We start from the raw sequence: 14,900 nt of genomic DNA on the forward strand, positions 1-14,900 counted from the left end.
GCCGGCACGGAGCCGGCCCCGCGGACCGCCCGGAGGGCATCATGACCACCACCGCCACCACGACGACCCGTACCGCCGGCTCCGGCCTCGCCGCCCTGCTCGGGTTCGGGGTCGCCGCCACCACGGCCGCGAGTGCCGCCACCATGATCGTCGCTGCCACCGGTCACGCGGCCGGGGTCAGCCTCGACGTGGGCGGCGCGCCGATCCCGGTCTCCGGTTTCGGCGTGCTGACGAGCGTGTTCTCGCTGGTCGGCGTGATCCTGGCCGCGGTACTGGCGCGTACGGCCCGGCACCCGCGGCGGGCCTTCGTCCGTACGACCGTCGTGCTGACCGTTCTCTCGCTGATCCCGGACGTGATCGTGGACGCCGCGCCCGGCACCAGGGCGCTGCTCATGCTCACCCATCTGGTCGCCGCCGCGATCGTCATCCCCGTCGTCGCGCGGCGTCTGCCGGCCTGATCCGGCGACACGCACACCGAGTTTCTGTCACCATTCCAGCTGTTCATCAACCGGAGGAAAGAATCATGAAGCAGTACATGCTCGCCGTACACATGGTCGAGGGCGCGCCGACCCCGTCGGCGGAGGAGATGCAGCAGGCCTACTCCCAGGTCGACAAGGTCAACAAAGAGTTGCAGGCCGCCGGCGCGTGGGTCTTCGGCGGGGGTCTTCTGCCGGCCGACAGCGCGACCGTCGTGCGGGCCGAGAGCAGCGGCACCACCATGACCGACGGCCCGTTCGCCGAGACGAAGGAGCAGCTCGGCGGGTTCTGGGTGTTGCGCTGCCAGGACCTCGACGAGGCGCTGAGCTGGGCCGCCAAGTGTTCCGCGGCCTGCATGGGCCCGGTCGAGGTGCGGCCGTTCGAAGACGAGCCCGAGAGCTGAACGGGCGGCCCGCCGGCATGGACATCGACGGCGTCTACCGGGCGGAGTACGGCCGCTGCGTGGCGACGCTCGTGCGGCTCCTCGGCGACATCAGCCTCGCCGAGGAGGCCGTCCAGGACGCGTTCGCGGTGGCCCTGGAGAAGTGGGACACCCTGCCGCCGAACCCGGGCGCCTGGATCGTGACCACCGCCCGCAACCGGGCCATCGACCGGCTCCGCCGCGAATCCACCCGCGAGGCCCGGCACGCCCAGGCGCTGCTGCTGCACCAACCGGACGAACCCCAGGAGGTGGGACCGGTGCACGACGACCAGCTCCGACTCATCTTCACCTGCTGCCACCCGGCGCTCGCCCCCGACGCGCGGACCGCCCTGACCCTGCGCCTGCTCGGCGGGCTGGAGGTGCCGGAGATCGCCCGGGCGTACCTGATGCCGGAGGCGACCATCGCCCAGCGCATCGTGCGCGCCAAGAAGAAGATCCGCGACACCGGCATCCCGTACCGGGTGCCCGGCGCCGAGGAGCTCCCGGACCGGCTGCCGCCGGTGCTGACCGTGCTCTACCTGATGTTCAACGAGGGGTACGCGGCCACCAGCGGGTCGCTGATCAGGACCGACCTGTGCGCCGAGGCGATCCGGCTGGCGCGCGAGCTGGCCGCGTTGATGCCGGACGAGCCCGAGGTCGCCGGCCTGCTCGCCCTGCTGCTGCTCACCGAGGCGCGCCGGCCGGCCCGTACCGGCCCGGCCGGTGAGCTGGTGCTCCTGCCGGACCAGGACCGGTCACTGTGGAACCGGGTGCTGATCGCCGAGGGACATGACCTGGTGCGCCGGTGCCTGCGGCGCAACCGGCCGGGTCCGTACCAGATCCAGGCGGCGATCAACGCCGTGCACACCGACGGCCCGGCCACCGACTGGCAGCAGGTCCTGGCGCTCTACGACCAGCTGCAGGCGCTGGCGCCGACCCCCGTGGTCGCGCTGAACCGGGCGGTCGCGGTCGCCGAGGTGCACGGGCCGGGACTGGCGCTGGCCGCGCTGGAGCACCTCCAACTGCCCGGCTACCACTTGCTGCCGGCGACCCGCGCCGACCTGCTGGTCCGGCTCGGCCGGGTGCGGGAGGCCGCGGCCGCCTACGACGAGGCCATCGCGCTGGCCGGCAACGAGACCGAGCGGGCCTTCCTCCAGGACCGCCGGGCCGGCCTCGACCCTTAGGGTGCACAGGTACGGCGATAGGCCAGCTCAGGAACGTGCCGGGCCCACTCGCTCCTGCTGAGCCCGCGGCCGGCTATCGCACAGGCATAGCCCGCCGGGTCGTCACGCAGGCTGTTCAGCTTCGCGTAGCTCCACAAAGTGACGGTCACGGCGTCGCGGGACTGCCCGGTGACCGCCAACGTCTGCCCGTCGCGCCGGAACGTCACCTCGCGGGCCTCACCCGCGAGGCCGGACGGGATCGTGGCGACCCGGATCGGCTCGGCCGGCCTGGCGGTGTCCCACAGGTTCACCGTGTTGTCGCGGCCCCCGGTCGCCATGGTGCGCCCGTCCGGGCTGAAGGCCACCGACTCGACCCCCCGGGCGTGACCGCCGAGGATGGCGAGCCGGTGCGCTTGGCCCGGGACGGTGAGGTCCCACAGGATCGTCCGGGAGTCGAAGCCGGCGCTCGCCAGGGTCCGCCCGTCCGCGGTGAACGCCAGCGACTCCACGAAATCACTGTGCCCGTTGAGCCCGGCGATCCGGACGGGGCGGCTGCGGTCGGCCACACTCCACAACGTCAGCGTGCGGTCCTCGCCGCCGGCGGCCAGCGTCCGCCCGTCGGGGCTGAACGTCAGCGCCGTACCGAAGCTGTTGCCGCCCAGGGTGGCCCGCAGGACCGGCCGCTTCCGGTCGGTCAGGTCCCACAGCATCATCGCGGTGTTGTCCGCGACGACGGCGAGGGTACGTCCGTCGGGGCTGAACGCCATCGCGTTCGTTCCCAGCACGTACTTCGGCAGCACGGTGAGTGTCACCGATCGGTCCGGCCGGGACACCTCGGAGACCGTCAGCCGGCCGTCGTTCGATCCGACCGCCGCCACCGTGCGGCCGTCCGCGCTGAACGCGACCGATCGCACCGCTCCGCTGTGGACGGTGAGGTCGGTACCCGGGACGGGACGGGCCGGGTCGGTCACCTTCCACGTCCTCGCCCGGCCGTCGGAGCCGGCGGCGAGCAGGGTACGGCCGTCCGGCCCGAAGACGGTGGCCCGGTTCGAGCCGCCCGCGACGGCGAGCGCGGCCAGCCGGTCCGGCGCGGACCGGGGCGTCACGTTCCACATGGTCGCGTTCCCCGAGGTGTCGGCGGTGACGAGCGTCGTGGCGCCCGGGCCGAAGGCCAGCGTCCGGATCCCGGCGGTGGCCTGCATGGTGGAAACCGCCGTACGGCCGTCCCACACCGTGACCGTCCCGTCCTCGTCACCGGCGGCCATCATCCGCCCGTCCGGGCTGAGGGTGATCGCGCTGATCGTCCCGCCGAGGCTGGTGATCCGGTCGTACGCTCCCCAGTCCGGCTCGTCGGGCGGCATGACCGGGGGCTGCGGACCGTCGTCGTCCATGGTCCTGAGCAAGCCGCGCTTCTCGTCCCGGCGGGCCTGGATGTCGTAGAAGGCCACCGTGCCGTCGTAGTCCCCGACGATCAGCTTCGACGAGTCCGGGCTGAACACCATCGGGGACCCGCCGAAGCCGACCACGCCGCGCAGGTTGACCGGGTCGAGGGGATCGGTCATGTCGTAGACCGGGACGAACCGCCCCTTGTCCACGATCAGGGTGCGCCCGTCCGGGCTGAACGCGAGGTCCTCCACCGGGTACGGCACGAAGCCGTCCAGCTCGGTGATCCGGACGGGCGCGGCCCGGTCACTGGTGTTCCACAGGGTGGTGATGCCGGACCGGTCCCCGGTGACGAAGGTCTTGCCGTCCGCGCTGTAGGCCAGCGACCGGACCCGGCCTTCGTTGGGCAGCGTGGCGAGCCGGACCGGACGCGACCGGACGGCCACGTCCCACAGCACCGCCTTGTCCTGCGCGCCCACCACGGCCAGCGTCCTGCCGTCCGGGCTGAACAGGACGGATCCGTCTTTCGCGGCCCGCTCGCCCAGCACGGCGAGCACCGACGGCTTCCGCCGGTCGGTCACATCCCAGAGCGTCACCAGGCCGTCGCTGCCGAGCGCGGCCAGGACGCCGTCCTTCGCGTACGCGGTCCAGGTCGTGTTCCGGAACGAGCCGGCGTAGTTCGTCGCCGTGACGACCCCGGCCAGCTCCTTGTGGTTCTCGGCGTCGGGCCGCAGTTCATGGGCGGCCGCGCCGAGCATCAGGGCCGTCTTCGGGTCGTCGACGATCGACGCCTTGGCCCGGGTCATGAGTCGCCGGCTGACCGCGATCCGCTGCTGCTCGTCGGCCTTGGCCTGCTGCCGGTCGGCCTCCGCAGCCGCCTCCCGGGCGAGCCGCCGCTGCTCGTCCGCGATCCTCGTGAGCCGCTGCGCCTCCTTCTCCATCCGTTGCGCGCGCGCGGCCGCCTCCTTCGCGAGGCGCTGCTGCTCGCGCGTCCGGGTCGCCGCCCGGTCGGCGAGCCGCTGCTGCCGGCGTGCCTCCGCCGCCGCCGCGTCCGCGAGCTTCTGCTGCTTGTCGGCCACACGTTCGGCCTCGTCCGCCGCGGCTGTCGCGTCGGTCGCCCGGGTCCGCTGCTGCTGGGCCAGATCCTGCTGCTGCCGGGCCAGCTCCTGCTGCCGCAGCGCCTCCTGCGCGGACCGCTCGGCACTGCCGCGCTGCACTTCGGCCACCTGCTGCTGGCGCAGCGCCTCGGCCGCCGCGGCCCGCGCCCGTTCCGCGTTGCGCACCGCCGACATGCCGGTCATCGCGGCCAGCATCGTCAGCAGCACCAGTGTGGCCACCGCACCCGAGCGCAGCCGCCGGGCCCGGCGGTGCTGCCGGACGTCCTCGCCCTCCAGCTCGTCCTTGCTCACCCCGTGCATCGGGGCGGCCAGCTGGGCGATCGCGTCGCGGAAGCGGGAATGCTGGAGGCTGAGGTGCTCGCTGCCGCGCGCCCAGCGCAGGTCGAGGAACAACGGTTCCTCGTCGAACACGCCACGAAGTGCCGCGGGCACCGCCGTGGATTCCTCGGTGAAGTCGTGCCGTTCGGCGTCCCACTCCCATTCGCCGTCGGTCACCACGGGCAGGATCCGGTCCGCCGTCTTGGTGGCCATCCAGTGCTCGATCTCCCGGTTCACCCACGGTGATCCGGCGGCCTCCGGCGAGGCGAGCAGCACGAAGTACTCCGAGCCGTCCAGCGCGGTCTGGATGGACGACCACAGCGCCGGGGTCACCGACAGTCCGGTCTGGTCCCGGAAGATCCACAGGGCGCGCCGACGGTGCCAGGGCTTGGCCAACCGGTGCAGACCACGCTGCACGGCGGGCGCCAGACGCCCGTCCGCGGCATGGCTGTACGAAATGAACCCATTGAAGGTCATGACACGATCCCCCGGCAGTCGGCACGTCCAGCGACGACAGATTGTCCATGCCGGCGTCCCCCGGGAAAAGGCGGGAGACCGTATCGTCATGGTGCTTCTACAGGTCGACGAGCCTTCGTACGGGGGTCGGGGTGCGGTTCGGTGTCACCGGTCATCAGATTCTCCCGCCGGAGATCGTCGACTGCGCGGAGGACCACTGGCGTCGGGTCCTCCCGGCCGGCGCCCAGCTGTACGGGTTGTCGAACCTCGCCGACGGCGCCGACCAGCTGTTCGCCGCACACGTGCTGGCGGCCGGCGGCACCCTCGAGGTGATCCTGCCCTGCGAGGGCTATGCCCGCTCGCTGAGCGGGGCCGGCAGCCGGGCCCGGTTCACCGAGCTCAGGCGGGCGGCGGCGACGGTCACCACGATGCCCTTCCCGGAGCCCAGCGAGCAGGCGTATCTCGCCGCCGGTCAGGCCCTGGTGGATCGCTGCGACCATCTCTTCGCGGTGTGGGACGGCCGGCCGGCCCGCGGCCTCGGCGGCACGGCGGACATCGTCACCTATGCCCGGACCCGCGGGTGCCCGGTCACGGTGCTGTGGGTCGACGGTGTGCTCCGGGTCTGACTACCTGCCGGGAGTCACCGTCGGCACTTCGAGGCGCGGCGCGGCGGGCACGGCCAGCTCGGCGAAGAGACGGCGGGCGAGCTCGCGGTGCGGCCCGCCGGTGACATCACCGGCGGCGAGGCCGTCGTGCGCGCGGGCCTGCTCGAACCGGTCGCCGATCTCCCGCGCCAGCAGCAGCGCCTGGTCGTGCTGATGCCGCCCTTCCTGATCGTCGCCGGCGGCCCGCAGCACCTGGCCGAGGTCGTTGAGCGCTTCGGCCTCGCTGGCCCGGTCCCCGATCCGGCGGTGCAGCAGCAGCGCCTGCCGGAGCTGGCCGGCCGCCTCGGTGAGCCGCCCGACCCGGGCGTACACAGCGGCGAGGTCGGTGCGGACGTACGCCTCCGCGGTGCGGTCGCCGGCCTGCCGGACCGCGGCGAGGCTCTGCTCCAGGTGGATGCCGGCCCGTTCGAGGTCGGCGGGCTGCTGGGTGAGCCGCGCGAGCAGGGAGAGCACGTACGCCTCGCTGAACCGGTCGCCCAGCCGCGCGAAGAGCTCCAACCCCGACCGGAGGCGTCCGGTCGCCTGGGTCTCGTCGCCGAGCCGGGCGTCGACCAGGCCCAGCCGCACCGAGGCGTCGGCCTGCCCGGCCTCGTCGCCCAGCTCGCGGTAGTGCGTCCAGGCCCGCCGATAGTGCTCCGCGGCCCGCCGGTAGTCGCCCAGCCGCCAGTGGACGCTGCCCAGGTTGCGCAGCGCCACCGCTTCGGCGGCGCGTTCACCCAGGTCGGCGTAGAGCAGCAGGGCCTGCCGGTAGGTCTCGGCCGCCTCGTCGAGCCGGCCCTGCCGCCGGTGCAACCGGCCCAGATCGGACAGCGCCCGGGCCTGGGCCTCGCGGTCGCCGAGAGCCCGGGCCGCGGACACGGCTGCCGCGGTCACGGTGACCGCCTCGGCGACCGGGCCGCCGGCGTCGAGATAGCGGAACATGGTCGCCGCGATGGTGACAGCGTGCCGATACCAGCCGTGTGCGGCGCCGTACGTGCAGGCGGCGGCCAGGTTGGGCCGTTCCGCCTCGATCCAGCTCCGGGCCGCGTCCGGGTCACCGGCGGTGGCGGGGTCGTCCGGGTGGAGCGCGTTCATCGCCGCGACGGCACCGGCCAGGTAGTGGTCGAAGACCCGGGTCAGGGCGGCCTTCCGGTCCGGTGCGGGGTCGTGCCCGGTCGCCAGTTCCGCGGCGTACGCCCGCAGCAGGTCGTGCATGCCGTACCGCCCGCCCCGCCCGATGTAGACCAGGCTGGCCCGGACCAGCACGCCGAGCAGCCGCCGGGCCTCCCCCTGGTCTGTGCCGGTCAGCGCGGCCACCGCCGCGACGTGCACGGTGTCGCCCGGATGCAGGCCCAGCAGCCGGAACACCCGGGCCGCGTCGGCGGGCAGATTCTGATACGACCACGAGAACACGGCGCGGACCGCGGCGCGCGGATCGCCGCCCGCGTCCAGCAGGTCCAGCCGCAGTTGATGGTCGCCCAGCTCGGCGACCAGCTCGGCCAGCGTGACGTCACTGCGCGCCGCGGCCAGCTCGGCGGCGATCCGCAGCGCCAGCGGCAACCGGGCGCAGGCCGCGGCCAGGTCGGCGGCGACGGACGGCTCCCGGTCCACCCGGGCACCGATCAGCCGGCGCAGCAGGCCCACCGCGTCGGCCAGGGGGAGCAGATCCAGGTTGACCCGCTCGGCGCCGTGGACCGCCACCATGCCCGGCAGCGAGTCCCGGCTGGTGATCAGCACCAGGCACGAGCCGGTGCCGGGCAGCAGCGGCCGGATCTGCTCCACCGACGAGGCGTTGTCGAGCAGCACCAGCATCCGGCGGCCGGTCAGCTCCGACCGGTAGCGGCCGGCGCGCTCGTCGGTGCCCAGCGGCATCTCCGGACCCCGTACGCCCAGCGCGGTCAGGAAACCGGCCAGCGCGTCGGCGACCGCCACGGGCTGGTCGGCGTCGTAGCCGCGCAGGTTCACGTACAGCTGGCCGTCGGGGAAGGCCTCCCGCACGCGGTGCGCCCACCGTACGGCCAGGGCGGACTTCCCCACCCCGGCCGTGCCGGAGAGCAGCGCGACCGTCAGCGGCGGCTCGTCGCCCTCGGGCGGCGCCAGCAGGCGGTCCAGCGCGGCCAGTTCGCCGGTACGGCCGGTGAAGGCGCGCACGTCCGCGGGCAGCTGGGCCGGCACCGTCGCGGGCGCGGTCACCTGAACCGCCGCGGCCGGAGTGTCGGCGACCGGGGCGGCCAGGGTCGGGTCGGCGGCGAGAATGCGCTCGTGCAGCCGGCGCAGCCCGGCGCCGGGATCGCTGCCGAGCTCGTCGGCGAGGCGGCGCCGGATCAGCCGGTACTGCTCGTCGGCGGCCGCCTGGCGGCCACACCTGTACAGAGCCAGCATCGACTGCTCGGCGAGCCGTTCGTCCAGCGGATGCTCGGCGACGGCGGCCGCCAGCGCGGGCAACAGCTCACCGTGCCGGCCCAGCCGGAGCAGCACGTCGTTGCGGTCGAGCTCGGCGGCGAACCGTTCGCCGAGCAGCAGCCGCCGCATCGCGTTCAGCCACGGGGTGTCCAGGCCGGCGAACGGCTCACCGCGCCACAGTCCGAGGGCCTGCTCGATCAGCTCGGTGGCCGAACGGTCGGATTCGGCCGCCCGGGCCTGGGTGACCAGCCGGCGGAAAAGGTGCAGATCCACCGCCTGCGGGTCGACGGTCAGCACGTACCCGCCGGCCCGGCGCTCGATCGTCACCTCGGCGGCGTCGGCGACCGCCCGCCGCAGCCGGGACAGATAGCTGTAGAGCGCGCCGGTGGCCCGTTGCGGGGCGTCGGCGCCCCACACCCGGTCGATCAGCTGGTCGACCGTGACCGGCCGGCCGGCCTCGACGAGCAGCACGCCCAGTACAGAGCGCTGCCGAGCATGCCCGAGCTCGACGGGCCGGCCGCCGACCCGGGCCTCCACGGCGCCGAGCACCCCGAACTCCGCCGCCAACTGACCTCAGCACACCCTTCGCCTGAACGCTTCCCACCAGGGGATTCAAGAAATCTACAAGGAACTTGACCAGTCTCCCATGCTTCGCACAAGGTCCGCCGACGACCATTGGATCCGTTGCAGGGAACAGGTCGCCCTCGCCCGGTTACGCAGCGCGTACGGGGGAATCGGGACGTTGAGGTGAGACCAAGAGCGACGGGCGACCTGCCCTGCGACAAGAGCCGAGCTGACCGTGTGTGTACCGGTATAGCCGACGAGTCGCTTGTTGCTCTTGCCGAGCGGCGTCGCGCAGCCGACCCGGCTGAGGTCTTCCCTTCTGAACTCGTCGATGTCTACGTTCCTTCACAGGCCTTGTACAGGTCCACATTCGATCCGGCCCGTCCTGCCTGATCGGCGGGGGCGGCATGACGATCGCGGAGGTTCGTCCGTGCGAAAAGCCTTGGTGGGATTATTGAGCCTGAGCCTGGCGTCCGGAGTGGGCGTCTCGCTCAGTCCGGCGGCGGTGGCGGCTCCGCCAGCCGATACAACGACGGCAGCGCCGTCGAAGAACGATCCGGGCGTGGCCAGCGACGAGCTGGTCAACCCGCTGGAGAAGAAGCGGCGCACGCTGCGGGACAAGGCGGTCAGTGACGTCCTGTCCGGCCGCGCGAAGCTGGAGAAGCGCAACGGCAGCACCGTCGTCAAGGTCGGCCAGGCCGCCGGCGGTGGCGCTTTCGGCGGCGAGGCGCGCAACCGCCGCGGTGCCAAGGACAACCGGGACCAGTACGTCGAGCTGGCCCGCGAGCAGACCGACCGGATCTTCGTCATCCTCGCCGAGTTCGGCGACGAACGTGACCCGCGCTTCCCGGACAAGGACACCGACCCGACCACGCCGGGCCCGCAGCGCTTCGACGGTCCGGTGCACAACCAGATCCCCGCGCCGAACCGGGCGGTCGACAACTCGACCGTCTGGCAGGCCGACTACAACCGCGAGCACTACCAGAACCTGTACTTCGGTGAGGGTCGCAACGTCGAGTCGGTCAAGACGTACTACCAGACGCAGTCGTCCGGCCGGTACAGCGTGGAGGGCACGGTCACCGACTGGGTCAAGGTCAAGTACAACGAGGCCCGGTACGGCCGCTCCGGCGACGACCCGACCGACGCCAACGGGGACGACCCGAACGTCTGCTCCAGCAACGTCTGCAACACCTCCTACGACCTGGTCCGGGACGCCGCCAACCAGTGGGTCGCCGACCAGGAGGCCCGCGGGCGTACCAAGGCCCAGATCGCCGCGGAGCTCAAGACCTTCGACCAGTGGGACCGGTACGACTTCGACGCCGACGGCAACTTCAACGAGCCCGACGGCTACCTCGACCACTTCCAGATCGTGCACGCCGGCGGCGACGAGGCCGACGGTGACCCGTACCAGGCCGAGGACGCCATCTGGAGCCACCGCGCGTTCGCGTACGGCGACGACGAGGGTGACCGCGGCCCGGCCGGCAACCTGCTGGGCGGCACGGAGATCGCCGACACCGGCCTGTGGATCGGCGACTACACGATGCAGCCGGAGAACGGCGGCCTCAGCGTCTTCGTCCACGAGTACGGCCACGACCTGGGCCTGCCCGACGACTACAACGTGCTGACCGGCGGCACCAACAACAACGAGTACTGGACGCTGATGGCGCAGAGCCGCCTCAACGCCAAGGGCGAGCCGCTGGGCACCCGCCCGGGCGACCTCGGCGCGTGGAACAAGCTCCAGCTCGGCTGGCTCGACTACGAGACGGTGGTGGCCAAGCAGAAGCGCACCCTGACCCTCGGGCCCCAGGAGTACAACAGCAACAAGGCGCAGGCGGCCGTCGTGGTGCTGCCGAAGAAACGGGTGACCACCGAGTTCGGCGCGCCGTTCTCCGGCTCCCGGCAGTACTTCTCCGGCAACGCCGACGACCTGCGCAACTCGATGACCCGGCAGTTCGACCTGACCGGCGCGACCGATCCGGCCCTGTCGTTCAAGGCCCGCTACAACATCGAGGAAGGCTTCGACTACCTGTACGTCCGGGCGTCACTCGACGGTCAGCGGTGGACGGCCCTCGACGGCACGATCAACGGGCAGCCGTTCGGACGGGACGGGGCCAACCCGCCGCGACCGGCGATCGACGGCAGCACCGACAACCAGTGGGTGGACGTGAACGTGCCGCTGGACGCGTACGCGGGCCAGAACGTCTACCTGCAGCTCTACTACCGCACCGACGGCGGTTTCTCGGCCGGTGGTTTCTTCGCCGACAACATCCAGGTCACCGACGGCGGCACGGTGCTGTTCAGCGACGACGCCGAGGGCACCACGCCGTGGACGCTGAAGGGCTTCAGCACCGTGGGCACCAGCTCCACCGGCGACTACGACAACTTCTACATCGCCGGGCACCGGACGTACGTCTCCTACGACCGCTATCTCAAGACCGGCCCGTACAACTTCGGCTTCCTCAACACGAAACCGGACTGGGTCGAGCACTACTCGTACCAGCAGGGGGTGCTGATCTCCTACTGGGACCGGTCGCAGGTCGACAACGACACCAACTGGCATCCGGGTCAGGGCCGCAACCTCTACATCGACGCCCACCCGCGGCCGCAGTACCGGCTCGACGGCCTGCCGTGGAGCGCGCGCATCCAGGTCTACGACGCGCCGTTCGGGCTCCGCAAGGCCGACTCGTTCACGCTGCACATCAACGGCCAGCCGTCGTACCTGCGGGGGCAGGCGGCGCAGCCGCTGTTCGACGACACCAAGAAGTACTTCTACGAGGAACTGCCCAACCACGGGGTCAAGCTCCCCGCGGTGGGCGTGAAGATCCGCGTGCTGGAGGAGAACGGCACCTCAGCCAAGATCCGCATCTCGTGATCCGCTGACACGTCACACGGTGCCCGGGAGCCTCACTCCCGGGCACCGTCGCGTCCGGACCAGCGTCGATCCTTGCGCGCCGCACTAGCATTACTCGCCGTGCGCATCCTGAAGATCGTTGTTGTCCTCCTGCTGGCAGTGACCGGGTCCGCCGGGTGCGGCCTGTTCGGCGACGACCCGGGGCCGTCGCGGGACGAGCAGATCCAGAAGATCCTGGACGAGAACGCGTCCTTCTCGGTGATCCTCAAGAACCCGGCGACCCCGGCGCAGCGTGCGGAGGTCGAGACGGCGCTGCGGAGCCTCCCCGGCTTCACCGGCCTGACGTTCATCGACAAGCAGGCCGCGTACGAGAAGATGCACCAGATGTTCTCGGCCGACCCGTCCGACGTGGCCGGCATCGAACCGGAGAACCTGCCGGAGAGCTTCCAGGTGCGGATGACCGACATCGCCGCGGTCCGCAAGCTCCGCGACGACGAGCGCCCGGTGAAGAGCCTGTCCGGCGTCGACCAGCTCGTCTTCCCCTGCCTGACCGTGGCCGAGTGCAAGGACAGGCACTCCCCCAAGCCGACCGCGCCGCCATCCTAACCGCGGCCCCACCGGACCAGAACCCCGGCGACGACCAGCAGTGCACCGCCCGCGGTCAGGGCCACGAGCATCCCGGTCCGGCCGGCGACGAGGGCGAGCACTAGGCCGCAGACGATCTTTCCCGCGTACTCGGCCTGGGCGAGCAGCGAATGCACCGTGGCCCGGACCGCCCCGGCGGTCCGGGCGTTGACCCGGAGGGTGCCGAAGGTCCGGGTCAGCGGCAACGCACCCGCGGCCAGCAGTACGGCGAAACTGCCACTGAACGCGTCCGGGGCGAACGCCAGGCCGACGACGCCGACCGCCGCGACCCCGCAGGCCAGCACGTAGCCCCGCCGGACCATGTGCGGACCGCCCAGCCGGGCCACCACGATGCGCAGGGCAGCAACCCCCGCGAGACACATCAGCACGCCGAGCCCGGTGAACCAGAGAACCGGATCAACGGCCGGCGCGAGAGCGACCAGCCGCAACGGGTACAGCCGCCCGAAGGCGTCGGCCACGCCGCTGACCAGGAACGTCGCGGCGAACACGGCGATCAGGACCGGGCTGGTGCGGACCAGCGCCGACCCGCGTACCAGGATCGATCTCGCCGTTGCCCACCGATTCGCCGGCGCCGGAACGAAGCGCCGCTCGGGAAAGGCGGCAACGTACAGACCCAGGAGCGACATGGCTGCACCGGCGAGCACCATCGCCGTGGTCCGCCCGGTGAGCCAGGCCAGCCCGCCGAGGCCCGCCAGCCCGGCGACGGTCCCGGTGAGCTGCGCCTGCTCGGCGCGGATCAGCACCGCCGGGACGCGTAACGGGTCATCGAGCTCGTCGCTGATCCAGGCCACGTCCGCGCCGCTGGCGAAGGTCCACGACAGGCCCCACAGCATCTGCGTGGCCAGCAATGACAGGAAGTCGCCGACCCGGGCGGTGGCGAGCATGGCGGCCCCCATGAGCACGTGCGAGACCACCAGCGACCACTTACGGCTGAGAGTGTCGGCGACGACCCCCGCGGGAACCTCGAACACCAACGCCACCACGGCCTGAGCGACGCCGACCAACACCAGCTGAGACGCGCCGAGCCGGGCGTCGACGACGAGGTAGACGCCGGCCACCAGCCACCAGCCGCGGTGCAGCACGGCCCGGCACCACGTCCACCGCACGTAAACGGCGCCCAGGTCAGCGGTCACCGGCACTTTCCTCTCCCCAGCGGATGACGAGCTCGCGGGTGACTGGCCGGATTCGAACCGGCGACCTCCGGGGCCACGACCCGGCGCTCTCGACCAGCTGAGCTACAGCCACAACTTCGGCCTGTCCGGCCAGTGCCCGCACCAGGGATCGAACCTGGGACATCCGCCGTGTGAAGGCGGCGCTCTCCCGCTGAGCTATACGGGCGGGACGGCTCCGGCGGAAGGACTCGAACCTTCACCTGTACGCATTAACAGTGCGCTGCCCTGCCGATTGGGCGACGCCGGATCGTGCAGCGCGGACGGGATTCGAACCCGCACCTGTCCCGGGTGAAAGCCGGGCGACTCTTCCGTTTCGTCCACCGCGCCAAGAGATGCGTGTCCCGGGCCGGGTTCGAACCAGCGACCTCCGCCTTGTCGAGGCGGAGGGATTCGAACCCTCGGCAGGGGCTGGTGCCCCTGCGGCGGATCAGCAATCCGCTGCCTTCAACCGGACTCGGCCAGCTCTCCATGACGGTGACTTTCCTTGCGTGGACCCGGCCGGAGTCGAACCGGCCACCTCCCGCTTGCGACACGGGCGCTCTACCAGATGAGCTACGAGCCCAGGATTCCGAGCCAGCGGCGGGACTCGAACCCGCTACCTCCCGATTACGAAACGGGTGCACGACCTGTCGTGCTCCACTGGCCTGCCTTGCGTGCCCTCGGCGCGATTCGAACGCGCACTGGCGACGTCCTCAACGTCGGGCCTCTGCCGTTGGGCTACGAGGGCATGAGCTGCGGGCGGAGGATTCGAACCGCCGACCTCCCGGTCCAGAGCCGGGTGTGCTGCCGGATTGCCCCAGCCCGCAGAGGGCCGGCGGGGTCGCGGCCCCGCCGGCCGGTCGCCGCGCCGGAAAGCGCGCGGCCCAGGGTGTTCCGGAGCGGCTGCCGGGGCTCGAACCCGGGATCTCGACGTTGGCAACGTCGCGCTCTACCACTGAGCTACAACCGCGTGGGGTGCCGGGAGGGGCGGCGGACATCCGCGTTGGCCGGGTAGCTACTCCCTGCCGGCGAGCCACCGCGGGATGCGACCCAAGGTAGCCGGCGCGCGGCTTCCGCCGTTCCCCTGCCCGGCTCCGAGCGGTCCACGGGCATCGAACCCGCTGCTCCGGTCGGAACGACCGGCGTGTCCGCCGAGTTCACCAGGACCGCACAGATGGTGCCGTCGCCCGTCCGGGGGTCGAACCCGGTCCTCCGGATCGAGAGTCCGGTGGTCTACCTTCCTCAGCCTCACGGGCGTTGCCGCCGCACCGGATGGTGCGGCGCTTTGTTCTCTGTCATCCGCTGT

General features: G+C 71.9%; 9 protein-coding genes and 11 tRNA genes. 6 read left to right on the forward strand and 14 right to left on the reverse strand.

Features of this window, described 5'->3' with window-relative positions:
• The first annotated feature begins 41 nt into the window (after positions 1-41).
• From AB0C12_RS17790 to AB0C12_RS17800, 3 genes are all read left to right on the forward strand, one after another.
• Positions 42-458 (forward strand): DUF6069 family protein, encoded by a 417-nt coding sequence (locus AB0C12_RS17790; protein ID WP_360549162.1) that lies wholly within the window; start codon positions 42-44, stop codon positions 456-458.
• Between the two features lie 65 nt (positions 459-523).
• Positions 524-880, forward strand: coding sequence for a YciI family protein (locus tag AB0C12_RS17795; protein ID WP_360549164.1), 357 nt, complete (start codon positions 524-526; stop codon positions 878-880).
• A 17-nt stretch (positions 881-897) separates the two neighbouring features.
• Entirely contained in the window at positions 898-2,082 is a 1,185-nt protein-coding gene (locus AB0C12_RS17800) for an RNA polymerase sigma factor (protein ID WP_360549166.1), read from the forward strand.
• On the opposite strand, the gene AB0C12_RS17805 is transcribed toward AB0C12_RS17800, so the two are convergent.
• Positions 2,079-5,357: a TIR domain-containing protein gene (locus AB0C12_RS17805; protein ID WP_360549168.1), complete on the reverse strand. Its 3,279-nt coding sequence runs from the start codon at positions 5,355-5,357 to the stop codon at positions 2,079-2,081. The genes AB0C12_RS17800 and AB0C12_RS17805 overlap by 4 nt on opposite strands.
• 131 nt (positions 5,358-5,488) lie before the next feature.
• Between AB0C12_RS17805 and AB0C12_RS17810 the strand changes: the two genes are divergently transcribed.
• Positions 5,489-5,962 carry a hypothetical protein gene (locus tag AB0C12_RS17810; RefSeq protein WP_360549170.1) on the forward strand — a complete coding sequence of 158 codons (474 nt, stop codon included), beginning with the start codon at positions 5,489-5,491 and terminating at the stop codon, positions 5,960-5,962.
• Here the strand turns inward: AB0C12_RS17810 and AB0C12_RS17815 are convergent, their stop codons facing one another.
• The gene (locus AB0C12_RS17815) at positions 5,963-8,950 is read right to left on the reverse strand and encodes a BTAD domain-containing putative transcriptional regulator (RefSeq protein ID WP_360549172.1); all 2,988 of its coding nucleotides are present in this window, start codon (positions 8,948-8,950) and stop codon (positions 5,963-5,965) included.
• A gap of 442 nt (positions 8,951-9,392) precedes the next feature.
• Between AB0C12_RS17815 and AB0C12_RS17820 the strand changes: the two genes are divergently transcribed.
• Both AB0C12_RS17820 and AB0C12_RS17825 read left to right on the forward strand, forming a co-directional pair.
• Complete coding sequence (locus AB0C12_RS17820; RefSeq protein WP_360550517.1) at positions 9,393-11,819, forward strand: immune inhibitor A domain-containing protein; 2,427 nt, start codon at positions 9,393-9,395, stop codon at positions 11,817-11,819.
• 99 nt (positions 11,820-11,918) lie between these two features.
• On the forward strand, positions 11,919-12,404 hold the full coding sequence (locus tag AB0C12_RS17825; protein WP_360549174.1) for a permease-like cell division protein FtsX: 486 nt from the start codon (positions 11,919-11,921) through the stop codon (positions 12,402-12,404).
• On the opposite strand, the gene AB0C12_RS17830 is transcribed toward AB0C12_RS17825, so the two are convergent.
• The 12 genes from AB0C12_RS17830 to AB0C12_RS17885 form a co-directional block, all read right to left on the reverse strand.
• Positions 12,401-13,576, reverse strand: coding sequence for an MFS transporter (locus AB0C12_RS17830; RefSeq protein ID WP_360549176.1), 1,176 nt, complete (start codon positions 13,574-13,576; stop codon positions 12,401-12,403). The genes AB0C12_RS17825 and AB0C12_RS17830 overlap by 4 nt on opposite strands.
• Before the next feature lie 37 nt (positions 13,577-13,613).
• Positions 13,614-13,688 (reverse strand) — tRNA-His (locus tag AB0C12_RS17835).
• Between the two features lie 21 nt (positions 13,689-13,709).
• Positions 13,710-13,781, reverse strand: a tRNA-Val gene (locus AB0C12_RS17840).
• 7 nt (positions 13,782-13,788) lie between these two features.
• Positions 13,789-13,862, reverse strand: a tRNA-Asn gene (locus AB0C12_RS17845).
• A 5-nt stretch (positions 13,863-13,867) separates the two neighbouring features.
• A tRNA-Glu gene (locus AB0C12_RS17850) sits at positions 13,868-13,942 on the reverse strand.
• Between the two features lie 51 nt (positions 13,943-13,993).
• A tRNA-Ser gene (locus AB0C12_RS17855) sits at positions 13,994-14,083 on the reverse strand.
• A gap of 21 nt (positions 14,084-14,104) precedes the next feature.
• Positions 14,105-14,177, reverse strand: a tRNA-Ala gene (locus tag AB0C12_RS17860).
• A gap of 9 nt (positions 14,178-14,186) precedes the next feature.
• Positions 14,187-14,259, reverse strand: a tRNA-Thr gene (locus AB0C12_RS17865).
• A gap of 10 nt (positions 14,260-14,269) precedes the next feature.
• Positions 14,270-14,342 (reverse strand) — tRNA-Leu (locus AB0C12_RS17870).
• A 5-nt stretch (positions 14,343-14,347) separates the two neighbouring features.
• Positions 14,348-14,421 (reverse strand) — tRNA-Gln (locus AB0C12_RS17875).
• 71 nt (positions 14,422-14,492) lie between these two features.
• Positions 14,493-14,564: transfer RNA gene (locus AB0C12_RS17880), tRNA-Gly, on the reverse strand.
• A gap of 213 nt (positions 14,565-14,777) precedes the next feature.
• Positions 14,778-14,851 (reverse strand) — tRNA-Glu (locus tag AB0C12_RS17885).
• Positions 14,852-14,900: the final 49 nt, after the last annotated feature.

This window comes from Actinoplanes sp. NPDC048967 (assembly GCF_040649415.1).
GTDB lineage: Bacteria > Actinomycetota > Actinomycetes > Mycobacteriales > Micromonosporaceae > Actinoplanes.

Excerpts from the sequence above, each read along its gene's own strand:
- AB0C12_RS17790 (WP_360549162.1), top strand. The coding sequence starts at position 42 with ATGACCACCACCGCCACCACGACGACCCGTACCGCCGGCTCCGGCCTC.
- AB0C12_RS17795 (WP_360549164.1), top strand. The coding sequence starts at position 524 with ATGAAGCAGTACATGCTCGCCGTACACATGGTCGAGGGCGCGCCGACC.
- AB0C12_RS17800 (WP_360549166.1), top strand. The coding sequence starts at position 898 with ATGGACATCGACGGCGTCTACCGGGCGGAGTACGGCCGCTGCGTGGCG.
- AB0C12_RS17805 (WP_360549168.1), bottom strand. The coding sequence starts at position 5,357 with ATGACCTTCAATGGGTTCATTTCGTACAGCCATGCCGCGGACGGGCGT.